This window comes from Gordonia asplenii (genome assembly GCF_012933505.1).
GTDB classification, from domain to species: domain Bacteria; phylum Actinomycetota; class Actinomycetes; order Mycobacteriales; family Mycobacteriaceae; genus Gordonia; species Gordonia asplenii.
In genome coordinates, this window is the sequence record NZ_JABBNB010000031.1 from 17,086 (window position 1) to 30,752 (window position 13,667).

General features: G+C 65.8%; 12 protein-coding genes and 1 riboswitch. Of the genes, 4 read left to right on the forward strand and 8 right to left on the reverse strand.

What is annotated here, in order from left to right; translation table 11 throughout:
* Nucleotides 1–61 precede the first annotated feature (61 nt).
* A complete protein-coding gene (locus HH308_RS23240) occupies nt 62–244 on the forward strand; it encodes a hypothetical protein (RefSeq protein ID WP_170196640.1) in 183 nt (60 codons plus the stop codon).
* A 237-nt stretch (nt 245–481) separates the two neighbouring features.
* On the opposite strand, the gene thiD is transcribed toward HH308_RS23240, so the two are convergent.
* Entirely contained in the window at nt 482–1,279 is a 798-nt protein-coding gene (thiD, locus tag HH308_RS23245; protein ID WP_170196687.1) for a bifunctional hydroxymethylpyrimidine kinase/phosphomethylpyrimidine kinase, read from the reverse strand.
* A 70-nt stretch (nt 1,280–1,349) separates the two neighbouring features.
* A complete protein-coding gene (gene thiC, locus HH308_RS23250; protein ID WP_170196641.1) occupies nt 1,350–3,005 on the reverse strand; it encodes a phosphomethylpyrimidine synthase ThiC in 1,656 nt (551 codons plus the stop codon).
* Nucleotides 2,999–3,111, reverse strand: a riboswitch (TPP riboswitch). (Overlaps the previous gene by 7 nt.)
* 306 nt (nt 3,112–3,417) lie before the next feature.
* Here thiC and HH308_RS23255 point away from each other — a divergent pair.
* The gene (locus HH308_RS23255) at nt 3,418–3,762 is read left to right on the forward strand and encodes a GNAT family N-acetyltransferase (protein WP_170196642.1); all 345 of its coding nucleotides are present in this window, start codon (nt 3,418–3,420) and stop codon (nt 3,760–3,762) included.
* Between the two features lie 29 nt (nt 3,763–3,791).
* Here the strand turns inward: HH308_RS23255 and HH308_RS23260 are convergent, their stop codons facing one another.
* Nucleotides 3,792–4,049, reverse strand: coding sequence for a hypothetical protein (locus HH308_RS23260; protein WP_170196643.1), 258 nt, complete (start codon nt 4,047–4,049; stop codon nt 3,792–3,794).
* A gap of 235 nt (nt 4,050–4,284) precedes the next feature.
* Between HH308_RS23260 and HH308_RS23265 the strand changes: the two genes are divergently transcribed.
* Nucleotides 4,285–5,046: a siderophore-interacting protein gene (locus tag HH308_RS23265; RefSeq protein WP_170196644.1), complete on the forward strand. Its 762-nt coding sequence runs from the start codon at nt 4,285–4,287 to the stop codon at nt 5,044–5,046.
* Between the two features lie 821 nt (nt 5,047–5,867).
* On the opposite strand, the gene HH308_RS23270 is transcribed toward HH308_RS23265, so the two are convergent.
* Together HH308_RS23270 and HH308_RS23275 are read right to left on the reverse strand one after the other, a co-directional pair.
* Nucleotides 5,868–6,917 carry a hypothetical protein gene (locus HH308_RS23270; RefSeq protein WP_170196645.1) on the reverse strand — a complete coding sequence of 350 codons (1,050 nt, stop codon included), beginning with the start codon at nt 6,915–6,917 and terminating at the stop codon, nt 5,868–5,870.
* Nucleotides 6,914–8,242 carry a hypothetical protein gene (locus tag HH308_RS23275; protein WP_170196646.1) on the reverse strand — a complete coding sequence of 443 codons (1,329 nt, stop codon included), beginning with the start codon at nt 8,240–8,242 and terminating at the stop codon, nt 6,914–6,916. Before HH308_RS23275 ends, HH308_RS23270 begins: the two co-directional genes overlap by 4 nt.
* A 60-nt stretch (nt 8,243–8,302) precedes the next feature.
* Here HH308_RS23275 and HH308_RS23280 point away from each other — a divergent pair, with 60 nt between their 5' ends.
* Nucleotides 8,303–9,904 carry a tetratricopeptide repeat protein gene (locus tag HH308_RS23280; RefSeq protein WP_170196647.1) on the forward strand — a complete coding sequence of 534 codons (1,602 nt, stop codon included), beginning with the start codon at nt 8,303–8,305 and terminating at the stop codon, nt 9,902–9,904.
* 36 nt (nt 9,905–9,940) lie between these two features.
* Here the strand turns inward: HH308_RS23280 and HH308_RS23285 are convergent, their stop codons facing one another.
* The 3 genes from HH308_RS23285 to HH308_RS23295 form a co-directional block, all read right to left on the reverse strand.
* Complete coding sequence (locus tag HH308_RS23285; RefSeq protein ID WP_170196648.1) at nt 9,941–10,429, reverse strand: lipoprotein LpqH; 489 nt, start codon at nt 10,427–10,429, stop codon at nt 9,941–9,943.
* 119 nt (nt 10,430–10,548) lie between these two features.
* Entirely contained in the window at nt 10,549–11,766 is a 1,218-nt protein-coding gene (locus HH308_RS23290; protein WP_170196649.1) for a CHAT domain-containing protein, read from the reverse strand.
* A 230-nt stretch (nt 11,767–11,996) separates the two neighbouring features.
* Nucleotides 11,997–13,631 (reverse strand): (2,3-dihydroxybenzoyl)adenylate synthase, encoded by a 1,635-nt coding sequence (locus tag HH308_RS23295; protein ID WP_170196650.1) that lies wholly within the window; start codon nt 13,629–13,631, stop codon nt 11,997–11,999.
* Between the last annotated feature and the right edge of the window lie 36 nt (nt 13,632–13,667).

Sequence of the window (13,667 nt, forward strand, 5' to 3'; positions counted from 1 at the left end):
GGAATGCGATTCGAAGGGAGAGGGTGTGCACGGTGAGCTTTATGTCGTCGGAGGCGCAGCAATGGCACTTGCGTTCGACGCGCGGCGGGTTACGGCTGATGTCGACGCAGTCTTCGAGCCGACCACAGTAATCCGCGAGGCTGCTCGACATGTCGCTGGCAACCACCCGACGCTGTTGGAGGGTGACGACTGGCTCGACGACGCGGCCAAAGGCCTTGTCCCGCCGGGGCCGTTGCTGGAGTGATTGACGCGATTGTCGCGGCCGCTGCGGGCTATGTGGGCTTGCGTCATGGGGGATCAGAACCACGGTGGACTCGTCAGCCCACACGGTTTCTGCACCGATCGTGGCATCCCGGTCCGGCTGGGATGTTCGCCTACTCGCGGGTGCATGCACCCGCGTCCTTTGTGGTCAGAGGCATTGTGGTGGAGGAGGATTCGCTGCAATCCGTGTAGAAGCCGTCGGGATTGGCCAAGCCTCCGACTACTCCTCGCTCACCCTCCACATCGGGTTCACCGGACCGTGTCCGGCGCCCAGCGGGTAGGCCCAGCGCAGCCCCTCGGTGACCCACGACTTCGCGAACCGCACCGCGTCGGGGACCGAATACCCATGTGCGAGTGCGGCGGTGATGGCCGCGGCCAGCGTATCGCCCGCACCGTGATCATGGCCGGTCGCAATGCGTTCGGTGGTGAACTCGTGGTCTTCGACGCCGTCGCTGAGCAGGTCCGGACTCTGCGTCGACGAGCGCAGGTGCCCTCCCTTGACGAGCGCCCACTGCGCACCCATGTCGAGCAGCGCCCGCACGGCGTCGTGTTGGGACGCGGCGTCGGTGACGTCGATGCCGGTGATCAGCCGCACCTCGTCGAGATTGGGCGTCACCACGGTTGCCCGGGGAATCAGGTTGGTGCGCAACGCATCGAAGGCCTCCGCGGCCAACAGCGGGTCGCCGTGCATCGACGCCGCGACTGGGTCGACGACGAGCGGAACGGTGCGGCTGTTGCCGAGATCGAGTTCGTCCGCGGTCGACGCGACGGCGTCGATGATGGGTCCCGATGCCAGCATTCCGGTCTTGACCGCGCCGACACCGATATCGGTCACGACCGAACGCATTTGTGCGGCAACGATATCCGGGCTCATTGCGACGAAATCGCTGACGCCGACGGTGTTTTGGACGGTCACCGCGGTCACCGCGACGCAGGCGTGCACCCCGAGTAACGCGAATGTTCGCATGTCGGTTTGAATTCCCGCGCCGCCGCCGGAGTCGGATCCGGCGACGGTCATCACGCGGGTCGGGGTCGCCCCGCGTGCGGCGGTGGGCAGCAGGGCGATGTCGGTGCGGCTCAACCGATTCCTATGCCTTCACCGCGTCGAGCGGCAGGTAGACGCGGTTTCCGGCGTCGATGAACTCCTGCGACTTGGCCGCCATCTCCTGCGCGATCTTGCGATCGATGTCCTCGGCGGTCACCAGATTGTTCTCCTCGGCGTAGGTGCGCACATCGGCGGAGATGCGCATCGAGCAGAACTTCGGCCCGCACATCGAGCAGAAGTGCGCGGTCTTCGCGGGTTCGGCAGGCATGGTCTCGTCGTGGTACTCCCGTGCGGTGTCGGGGTCGAGTGCGAGATTGAACTGGTCGGTCCAGCGAAATTCGAAGCGCGCCTTGCTCAAAGCGTTGTCGCGATCCTGCGCGCCCGGGTGTCCCTTGGCGAGATCGGCGGAATGCGCGGCGATCTTGTAGGTGATCACACCGACTTTCACGTCATCGCGGTTGGGCAGCCCGAGGTGCTCTTTGGGAGTGACGTAGCAGAGCATCGCGGTGCCCGCCTGGGCGATCATCGCGGCACCGATCGCGGAGGTGATGTGGTCGTAGGCAGGTGCGATGTCGGTGGCGAGCGGTCCGAGCGTGTAGAACGGCGCCTCTTCGCAGAGTTCCTCTTCGAGACGGACGTTCTCGGCGATCTTGTGCATCGGGACATGGCCCGGCCCCTCGATCATCACCTGCACGCCATGGGATTTCGCGATCTTGGTGAGTTCGCCGAGAGTGCGCAGCTCGGCGAACTGAGCCTCGTCGTTGGCGTCGGCGATCGAACCGGGCCGCAGCCCGTCACCGAGAGAGAAGGTGATGTCGTAGCGCGCGAAGATCTCACACAGCTCGTCGAAGTGCGTGTACAGGAACGACTCTTCGTGGTGAGCGAGACACCACGCCGCCATGATCGATCCGCCGCGCGACACGATCCCCGTCACCCGGCGCGCGGTCAGTGGCACATAGCGCAGTAGCACGCCCGCATGCACCGTCATATAGTCGACGCCCTGCTCGGCTTGCTCGATCACCGTGTCGCGGTACAACTCCCAGGTCAGCCTGGTGGGGTCGCCGTTGACCTTCTCGAGTGCCTGGTAGATCGGCACGGTGCCGACGGGCACCGGCGAATTGCGCATGATCCATTCGCGGGTCTGGTGAATGTCTTTGCCGGTGGACAGGTCCATGATCGTGTCGGCGCCCCACCGGGTGGCCCAGACCATCTTCTCGACCTCTTCGGCGATCGACGACGTGACCGCCGAATTGCCGATGTTGGCATTCACCTTCACCGCGAAGGCTTTGCCGATGATCATCGGCTCGCATTCGGGGTGGCGATGGTTCGCGGGGATGACCGCCCGGCCGATGGCTACCTCGCTGCGGACGAGTTCGGGGTCGACGCCTTCGCGCGCGGCGATGAAGCGCATCTCGTCGGTGATCAGACCCGCGCGGGCCCAGGCCAGCTGCGTCGACGCGCCACCCACGGCGTCGGGCTTCGACCAGGAGTCGCGCGTCGGTGCCAGGCCGGCCTCCACGTCGATGACGGCGGTGGCGTCGGTGTACGGACCCGAGGTGTCGTACAGGTCGAGGTACTCGCCGTTGGTCAGATTCACCCGCCGCTGCGGAATGCGAAGATGGTCGATCTCGAGATAACGCTTGGTGCTGCCTTCGATCGGGCCGGTGGTGACCTGACTGGTCGATACAGGTGTGCCCATGTTTCTCAACTCCCTACGCCGGCATTATCCGGACAGGTTCGGCGGTCGACGACCGTCCCGTCGTCATCTCAGCCCTCGGTACGTGAGAGCCCCCGCGTGTTCATTTGTGATGTGCGTCCGACAGCCTACCGCGATCGTTACGACGATGTGCGACGTCGGGTCAGGTCGGGGTGAATGCGCGAAATGTCGGGTGGCGAGGTCCGGTCTACGAGGAAACGTCGCCTGCGTCGTCGTCGTGGAGTTTGTCGCGTTTTGCATACGGAACGGAAACGGCTTGCCGGTAGAAGTCGTTCGACGCCTCGCAGAAGGTTGGCGATTCGATTAGACTGTGACTGGAATCACAGTCGACGCTGGCGTTGTCGGAGTTGTTCACCGATCATCGTCAGCGTTGCTGCGGGTAAAGGAGTGAACCGTGCAGTTCAAGCGACGTAACCGTCCGCCGCAGGCGGCGAGGGACATCCTTCAGCAGATCTCGGAAGTGGTGCACAACCCGGCGCGTGAGCGCTTCGAGTTGTGGGTCGCGGGCGATCTGGTCGGGGTGCTCGGATACCAAACCGAGTCGACGCCCGACGGCTTGGTGATCACCGTTCTGCACACCGTGATATACGACGAATACACAGGTCATGGGCTCGGCACGCGACTCACGCGGGGAGCATTGGACTACGCGCGGGAGCAGGGTGCGCGCATCCGGCCGGTCTGCTCGTTCACCAAGGAATATCTCGACGCGCATCCGGGGATTGTGCCGATCGCGGCGTGAGCGACGCGTCGTCGGTGATCGAGTCCCGGCTACCGGCGTCGGCGGCTGTCGGATATCGGCGCGAGCCGACTGTTGACCAATCGGATGCCGGCGATCATCGTCGCCGTCACGATTACCGCGACGGTCACCGCGGCCGCCCAGCTCGCCCCGATGACGTTGGCCGTCCCCGTCGTCGATGCCGCTTTCGTGTAGAGGACCACCAGTGCGACAGACGCGGCCGCGCCGTATGCGGTCATCAGCACGCCGAGCCAGGTCGGAATGTGCAGGTCACGCTTGCGGGTGCTCATGCGGCGATCCTAGTATCGATCGTCCGCGTTGACCGGGTAAGTGGCGAGAACCGTTCAATTGATTGAGGGCGCATCACTCCAGCTTGCCCGCGAACGCTGAGCGCAACATGAGCAATGACTGCCGGTCTGCGGGGGAGGGTATGTCGCGTCGTGGCCGACGAGCTGAGCAATAGATAGGCTACCCTAAATTCAATGCCCTACTCGGGCGAGGAATTCAACGAAGGGTGGGTGCATCATGTCCGGCACCGCTGTACAAACACTGTCGCGCGGATGGCAGGGTCGCGTCCTGAAGCTCATGGGCGCCGACGACTTCACGTTCACGGTCACCAGCACCGAGTCGATCACCGATGAGTACGTCCGCCTCGGGTTCACCGGCGGGGGATTCCTCAGCGCCCGTCCGATGCACCCCACGATGTGGGTGCGACTGTGGTTCGAGAATGAAGGCAAACTGCACCAGCGTGGTTACACCCTCGTCGACGCCGATGTGGCCGCCGACACGTTCTTCATCGAGTTCGCGATGCACGAGGGACCGTCGGCCCAGTGGGCGCGCACCGCGAAGGTCGGTGACCGGATCAACGCCACATTCATGGGATCGAAGTTCGCCTATCCCGATCCGGCGCCCTCGGGCTGGCTGGTCGCAGGTGACTCGGCATCGCTGCCGGCGATCAACTCTCTCCTCGAGGCGATCGATGAATCCGCGAACCCTGCTGCGGCAGCGACTATCTGGTTCGAGGTCGCGCATGAGTCCGAGCGGACCCTGCCGCTGCGGGTCCGTCCGCAGGACACCGTGCACTACATCGACCGAGTCGATGCCAGTGCAGACCTGATCGCCGCGGTCAAAGCCGCCGCATTCGACGCATCCGGCCAATTCGCCTGGGTGGCAACCGAATCGTCGGCGACGAGAGCGATCGCTGCGATCTTCCGCAGCGACTTCAAGTTGGGGCGCAAGGGCGTGAAATCGATGGCCTACTGGGTGTACGGGCGCAGTTTCGGATAGGCGAACCCATCGCGCACCCGAGTTGTCGTCACACCGAAGCTGGTGGTGTGTCGCACTTGAAGAGTTGTATGACCGTTGCGTTCCTCTGCCGGTTGAGCCTGGTTTTATCGGTTCGGGCACTCCATCTGCTGGTTGAGCAGCGAGGAGCGCTAGCGCGCCGTACTGAGCGAGGCGCTAGCCGAGTCGAAGTGACGAGCGCGTCGAAACCCCTGTACCGCAATGCATTTGATGGTAGCGCACGTGTCGAACTGTGATGGTATCGAACATCGAGGCGTGTGCACCCGTAGGGTGCACACGCGACACTTGCCGGGTGAAAGTCGCCGATATTGGCGCGGACCGTCGAAAGTCGTTGTGGCTGAGAGGTTTCGACACGGACTCGGCTAGCGCTACTTCGACTCGGCTAGCGCCTCGCTCAGCACGGCGCTCGTCCGGCTCAACCAGCAGAGGGGCGCTTCGACCGGTGAAACCAGGTTGAGCGAGCGGACCGAGTCGAAACCCGCCGGCCGGGTAATGACGAAACCCGCAGCGTCGCAGTGGTTTCGACTCGGCTTCGCCTCGCTCAACCAGCAGTATGCGGCGAAGCAGGGTGCGCGCAAGATATCACTCAGCACGACGGTAACACCGAAACACGCTCGTCGCTAACGCTCCTCACGGCTCAACCAGCGAAAGGGTCCTCCATCGGCGGATCCAGGCTCGGAGAGCGCGGGATACGTGTCGAAGCTCGCGAGCTCGCTTCGGCACTGGGGGAGCGGAGTTGGCCCCGTCGGTGACGATGGATCGTTGCGTGCCCAATCCCAGCTCGCGGATTGATTCGCACAGGCTCAGTAGTCGGAGTCCGCCGCCAACTGCTCGGCCACGAACAGCGGCGGTGTCGCGTCAGAGCCGTCGATGCGCCGCCGAATCAGGGCGCGGACTTGATCACGCAGGTAGCGGGCGTCGGGCCGCGACGGTGCACCGACGACGCACTCCATGGTTGACCAATCCGCGCTCCACGCCTGAGCCGCGCTGAGCGGCAACGGAATACGGACGCTACCCGCGCGACTCAGAGTTGCGCGCGCGTGCATCGGCGGATCCGGCAACGACAGCTCGACGTTCACCTCGGCAGCGCTCCGGCCGGGCAGGAGTGCGACGCGGACGTCGGCGACGACGTCGGGTGCGGCATCCACCGACCACGAGACGGTGTCCTCGGCGGCGTCGAATACGTTGGCGGGCACCGTCTCCCACGCGAGTGATGCGCGTCCTCGGGCGATGCCGCCCGATGGGGCCGCACGCGAACTCGGCCCGGCGGCGAGCGCGTAATCCGCCGCGATCTCTGATCTAGCGGCCTCCAGCGCATCGTCGATGGCGACCCCCGCGTCCCGGAGCAGCCACCGCCGATGGAGCTCCCGTACCTCGGCGCGGTAATGCGTTGCGAGCGAATCGATCTCCTCGTCGTCGCGGCCAGCGAGAACGGCGTATGCGTCGCCGTCGAACGAATCGGCGTCGAAGTATGCCTCACAGTCCTCGGTCAGCAGCGCGACTTCGAGGTCGAGCACGACGCCCGACAGCGCGTCGATCCCGTCGGCGACACTCGTCGGCCACCAGCGTCGTAGCCAATGGCCCCAGGCGAGGCGACACAGCAGCTCCAGCTCGTCGGTATCGGCGACGTCGGCGTCGGTGTGTGTACTCGACGCCAGCGACGCGACGGTGTCGACATGTCGTTGCTCACCCACGATGCGCCACAGCCACGTGGCGTCGTCGAGGTTCCACAGGTGCAGCGTCGGTTCGGTGGAATCGAGCTCCCACACCAAGATTCCGCCCGCGACCTCCAGGGTCGTCGTCATCCACGTGGGCCGATCGCGTGAGCCGAGCGGAGTCGTCGTGATTCTCATCGCGCCGCCTTCTCGATGACCGCGCGGATCCGGGAACGCTGGTCGTAGCTGACCGACCGGGCGATTCCGTCGAGCAGATCCAGCAGTGCGGCGGCGTCGAATCGGGTTGCGGGAGTGTCGGGTTCACCGATCGATCGGCCGTGCAGTCGCACCCAGAGCCTACTGAGGTAGGGGCGCCAGAACTCACGTAGGTCGGTGGCGAGGTCACTGTCGGAGCCGTCCAGCAGGAACCGCCGGTTGTACAAGATATGCGCCTGGGCGGCGAGCCGTTGGGTCATCGCCGTTACGAAGCCGTGCGGACTCGCTTGCGGCGCAAGGGGATACAGTTGCGCTGCAACGATGACGCCGACGAGCGCGGCGGCCTGCCAGACTGCCCCGTCCAATGCCCACGGCGCTCGGGAACGGGTGATCTCGTCGTCGACGAGATCGGCGATGGGCGGCAATTGTTCGCGGTCTCGGGAGCGTCGCAGCGTCGTGGCCACTCGAGTGGCGATGGATCGATCGAGGGGCAGTCCGGCGGCACGCCCGCGCAGTGGGGGTGCGGTCGCTGGTACGACTGCTGAAAGTGACGGCGCGCGAACGGATTCCGGGACGCGGATCTCACAGGCGGCGAGCAGTTCGGTGATCGAGGTGCCCGTGTCGAAGAGATCGAGGCCCACGGCCGCAGGCAGATTCGACGCGGTCAGTTCTTTCCAGTGCAGATCGCGCACGCGAGCGTCGACGTCGTCGGAGAGCAGGGCGGCGACTGTCTCGCTCGAGTCGGCCGGCGGGCGACCCACCGGGGCCTGCGTCGTCGACGTCCACACGGCGTCGAGGGCCGCGGCGAGCCGGTCGTGGCCTGCGTCTAAGTAGTCGGTGAGGTCGTCGACGGACATGCCCGCACTGGGTTGATGGATGTCGACGATCATCTCGGCGGCGATCGACGAGGCATCGTCGGCCGGGGTGCCGTAAGACACCGCGAGTTCGAAGGCCCGCGGAAAATACTGTTCCTGGATGTTGCCGCCGGTGATGCCCGCGGTTCGACGTTGAGCCTTCAACTCGGTGAACCATCGCGCGGCGTCGGCCAACGTCGGTGCCGCCGCGCCGATCAGGTTCCCGACGTCGCGAGCCTGATCGGCGTCGAGCAGTGGCTTGCCGTAGTCCGGGTTGGCCCGCAGCCGTAACACCAGTGGGTCGATGATGCATTTGACGGTGCGCGCCAACGGGCCGCCGTCGCGACCACTCATCATCGTGAACGGATCCGCACCGGTATCCGCGACGGTGGCGTCGACCATGTTTCGCCACGCCTCGGTGATCACCGCGGTGCGCGGCCGAGGAGCAGTCACTGATATCGGCGTCCTTCCAGGGCGTGTGCACAGCCCCACGGGAGAATCTACCGTGTAGGAATGGTTCAACTCGACGACGACGCCATCGAGGTACGGCGCCTGATCGAAGTTCTCGCCGGACAACTGCAGGGCGGTGACAGTCAGTGGCAGGTGACGCTCGCCCAGGCACGGGCCGTCGCCGACGGTATGTCGCAGTCGCGGTCGAAGGTGGATGCGCAACTGCGCGTGGCGAATATCGATCATGTGCTGAGCCTGAATTCGGGTGACGTGGCGCAGGCGCTCGCGCATCTGGATCGCTGCGTGGAGTTGATCGCTTCGGTGCGCGACGTCGATGTCGACGAAGCCGATCAACGGCGGCTCAACGAACAGGAATGGGGTGTGCGCCTGAACCGATGTCAGGTCCTGCAGGCTATGGATGACATCGATGCCGCGGACGCCGACGTGGTCTTCGCGCTGGAGTTGGCGTCGAAATCCGACAACGTCGGGCGGAATCGGGCGATGACCCTGTGTTCGGTCGCGGCCATCGCGGCGGAGCGTGAACAGTGGTCGCGCGCACTGACTTTCGCGCGGGAAGCGGTCGACGAATGCGCCCGGCACGCGCCGGCGTCGTTGGCCGTGGCGTTGCTGAATCTGGCTCAGGCTCATGCCCGGATCGGCGACTATGACGAGGCGACGCGGGTTGCTGATCGAGCCGAAGGTGTGATCGGCGATATTCAGGCGCAGGCCAGTCTGGAACACTTGCGCGGGTATATCGCGATGGGCCGCAACGACACCGAGCGCGCCGCCGAACTGTTCGCCGAGTATGCGACGACCGCTGCCGCGCACGCGGATCAGCTTGAGCCACATCATCGTTCGGAATCCGCGAAGGCCGTCGGCTTCGGCTTGCACGCCCACGACGATGTGGCGGGCGCTCGCACGCACTATCTGTCGGTCGTCGACGAGGCGCGCAGCGACGCGTCGCCGATGACCCTGGTCGCCGCGCTGGTGCAGGCCTCGGGGGCGACGCAGGACTGTGCGCTGGGCGCCGCGGACACGTCCGAAGCCGGGCAGTTGCACGCGCAGGCCGGTGAATTGATCTGCGAGGCAGCAGAACTCGCGCTCGGTGCGCAACGATTCTCGTTGGCCGCGGTCTGCGACGTGACGCACGTGCGCTACATCGATCAGTTCCATCGAGAGGTCACCGCGGCGAATCAGCAGGTGCTCCGGAGGGCCCTGGCGAAGGTCCTCGCCGCTGCCGTGTACTTGCATCACGTGGGTTTCGCCTCGTCCCGTCACGCAGAGCGCAGGCATTTCGCGGCGCAGCGCAGCGCCGAGGCCTTCGCCCTTGCATTCGCGTTGGCATTTCGCCTCGGCGCATCCGATGTAGTGGCACAACTCGTCGAATTACGCTGTGCGGCTGCCTTTTTCGCTGCGTCGCCGCTGGCCCGCGGGGTGACTGCACCCACCGCGGGACAGCCTGATGAGGCGTCGTCGGCAAACATCGCCGACCTGATGGTGGGCGATGCGTCGACGCCGCTCGTCGACGACGGCGCAGCGCTGGTGGTGACCGCGCCGCCCCCACTGCTGTTGACCGCGGACACCGTCGTGCTCGGCGACGCCTTCGACGTCGCCGAGCAGCGGTTCGGATTGTCCGAGGACCGCGATCCCGTCAGTACCTGGTGACCGGCCGACGGGTCGTCGGAGACACGGGAAGACGAACTACGGGCAGGTCACCTTGATTTCGAAGGACTTCTTCGACGGGGACGTCGGGTTGGACATGTCGATGCCCGTCACGTTGCCCGAAATCGTGTAGCTCTTGCCGTCCTTGGTGGCTGTGGCGTCGCCGCCGGGAACACCCCTGACCCAGCCGAGTGCCTGGCCGTTGGTGGCGCCGAGACCGACCGATTGCACTTGCGGGTTGTCGCCCGTGGTCAGCACGGCTCCGACGCCGGCAGTGCCGCCCGCGGTGGAGTCGCCGATGGCGATGGTCACCTTGCCCGCGGCTTCGTTGCAGACGACCGTCTTCGAATTCATCTCCAGTGGTTTGCCGTCGATGGTTACGCTGGCCTGGCCGTTGGTGGTCATCGCATTCCCGTTGGTGCTGACCGTGGTGGTGTCGCTGCTCGACGAGTTGTCCGAGCACGCGCCCACTGCGCCGATGAGGCCGATCGCGCCGACGCTTGCGACGAGGATCTGGATCTTACGCATGACTACTCCTGAATCTCGGTTTTCTTTCGGTGATGCCGCCATGCCGGCGTGCTGGAAGTAAACGTAATCTCCGCCGCCTGCCTACCGATCACAGATCCTTGTTTTGGACTTGTGCAGATCTACGGCTGGGCAACGAGCGCGGTGGTGGTCAGTGCTGCCCAGAGCAGCGGCGAATCGCCGGGATGCCCCGACGCGTACCAGCGCGCTCGACGATCGCGCTGCCACTGCCCGAGTGCGCGTATCGGATCGTCGACGCGATGGGCGGCGTCGACGGCGAGGATCAACTCCTCGAGTGGATGGCGGTCGTCGAGGTCGCCGGCGCGGGCGATGGCCCGGTTGGTCGGGACCGACCAACGCGTGGCGGTGACGAGTTCGGCGCCGGCGCACAGCGCGGCCATCGACAGCCCCATCCCGTCGGGGTGGGCGAGGTCGGCGCCGGAGTTGCAACCGATGAGAGCGGCGCGCGGTGGCAGCCGGTAGTCGCCGGTGAGCAAGTCGTACGCACTCAGCGGCCGGTGCCCGCCATGCTCGTCGACGCAGCACAGGTGCATCGAGGCGTTGACGGCGTCGTCGTCGGGCGCCGACGCCGCGCTGACGTGCCCGACATAGAGCAGCCTGCCCGCGCCGATCATATTGAGTCGCAACCATTCTCGATCGACGTCGGTGCGCCGGACGAGGTCGGGGTAGGAGGTGACGGGCGGCCGCAACGTCGCATCGCCGGTGAGCAGGGCGGCCAGCGGTGAATCGTCGGTGGGACGCCCGAGGACGGAACCGAGCGCCGACGACGCTGATTGCCCGGGGATGCGCGGGTCGACGACGGCGACGAGCGGGCCGTCGACGACGCCCGGGGCCTCGGAATGCCTGGCCGCCACCGTGGCAGGTGCCGAGCACACGATGTCGGCGAGATCGTCGAGGTCGACGCCGTCGGGTGCGTCGACGGTGGCGGCGTCGACCTTCAGCAACTCCCACGGGACGCGTGTCAGCGACGGGCTCGGTTGAATCCGCAGCAGCGGGCGAGTCGGTGCGCCACGCAGTGTCTGCACCAATTCGATTGGTACCAGCGCGATTCCGAGCTCACGGGCGAAGGCGGCGGTCGACGACGGCGCTGCGAACGCACCGCGCTGCAGGGCACGGTCGACGCCGTCGGCGATCGACTCACCGGGCAATGGATCGGGAACCGCGTCGGCCAGCGCAGCACGAACCGCGGCCACGACGTCGGCGTCGATGTGCGCGACGCCGGCGAAGTCGGCGGGACCGTCGGGTTCGACCCAGCGCCACGTCACATAGCCGTCACCGGCTTCGGCGTATTTGACCAGCAGAGTCGGGGTGTCGGGCATGTGAGTCAGTGTGCCAGGGTGGGGGTACTCCGCGAAGGTTCGTTCCCCAGTTGGGGTCTTCGGTTCGCCGACCCCTCGTTACACCGAAGCTCGTTCCTCGCTTCGGCACTCGGGGAGCGGCTGGGACCGAAGCTCGTTCCTCGCTTCGGCACTCGGGGAGCGGCTGGGACCGAAGCTCGTTCCTCGCTTCGGCACTCGGGGAGCGGCTGGGCTCGCGGAGTTGCCGGCCCTCATCCCTCCAGTTCGGTTCGCAACGCCACCTTGTCTATCTTGCCGACGGCGGTGACGGGCAGTTGCGACTTGATGACGACGGTGTCAGGCAGCTTGAACGACGCTAAGCCGTGGTCGGTCAGGAATGCGCGCAGCGTCGGCAGTGTGAGGCCGGCCGATCGACCGCGCGGCACCACGATTGCGCAGATCTTCTCGCCGAGCACCTCGTCGGACAGACCGATGACCGCCACCTGGCTGATTTCGGGATGCATCAAGAGCGTCTCTTCGATGTCGTCGGCGGCCACGTTCTCGCCGGCGCGCACGATGGTGGCCTTGATCCGTCCGGTGACGACGAGATGACCGGACGGCAGTCGCCGCACTTGGTCGCCGGAGCGATAGAAGCCGTCCTCGGTGAACGAGCGGGCGTTGTGCTCGTCGGCGCGGTAATACCCGCGGATCGTGTACGGCCCACGCACCAGCAGTTCACCGTCGGTGCCGTCGGGCACCTCGTTGTCGTCGGCGTCGACGATGCGCAGTTCGTCGTGCTCCGACATCGGGCGACCTTGTGCGGTATGCACCGTCGCGCGCGGATCGTCCAACCGGGTGTAACAGATGAGCCCCTCGGCCATGCCGAAGACCTGTTGTACGACGTCGCCGAACGCGGCATCGCACGCCTGCGCGTCGGTGCGGGAAATCTTCGCTCCGCCGACCTGAAGCAGTCGCAGTGAGCTGAGGTCGGCCGGCTCCCACTCGCTTGCGACGGCCCACAATTGGGCCAAGGCGGGGACCAGTGAGGTCACCGTGATCCGATAACGCTCGATGAGTTCGAAGGTCGCGTCCGGGCTCGGAACGTCGGTGAACACCGTATGCCCGCCCACCGACAACATCCCGAACAGGCCCGGGCAGCACAGCGGAAAGTTGTGCGCACCTGGCAGAGCGACGAGATACGTATCCGCACTTGACAATTCAGCGATCGATGCCGATCGTCTGGCGTTGAACGCGTAGTCGTTATGGGTGCGCGCAATCAGTTTCGGCAAACCGGTTGTGCCACCGGACACCAGGAACAGTGCGGGCAGGTCCGGGTCCGCGGCGTCGGGCAGCGATATCGTCGTTGGATCGGCATCGGGTAGGGCCGCGAATTCGCCTGCGTCGCCGTCGATGAAGACCCGCTCGACAGTCGGCACCTGCGTACGCAGGTCGGCGGCGAGTGCCCGGTAGTCGAATCCGCGTCGACCGTCCTCGCCGATGTAGGCGACCGCTCCCGACCGATCTGCCAGATGTGCGATCTCGGAGATCCGGTGAGCAGGCAGCGTCATCACCGGTACGACGCCGATTCGCAGCAACGCCAGGAGGGTGATGGCGAACGCGGCGGAGTTGTTGAGCTGCAGGATGATTCGCTGGCCGGGCTGAAGTCCGGCGTGGACGAAACCTGCGGCGCGGCGGTCGACCGCGGCCTGGTACTCGGCGTAGCTGAGGGTACCGTGTCCATCGATCGACGCGTCGGTGACCGCCGGTGCATCCGGGGACTGTTCGACGGCGCGGCGCAGTAGATCCCACAGCGGCCGATCGTCGAACACGCCCACCTCGCGGTAGCGTCGCGCTGCATGATCGGGGTGCGGGCGGAAGCCGGTAGTGAGGTCGGTGATGGCGTTCACGGCGCCATTAGACCACAAACTGTTAGGTTAGCCTTA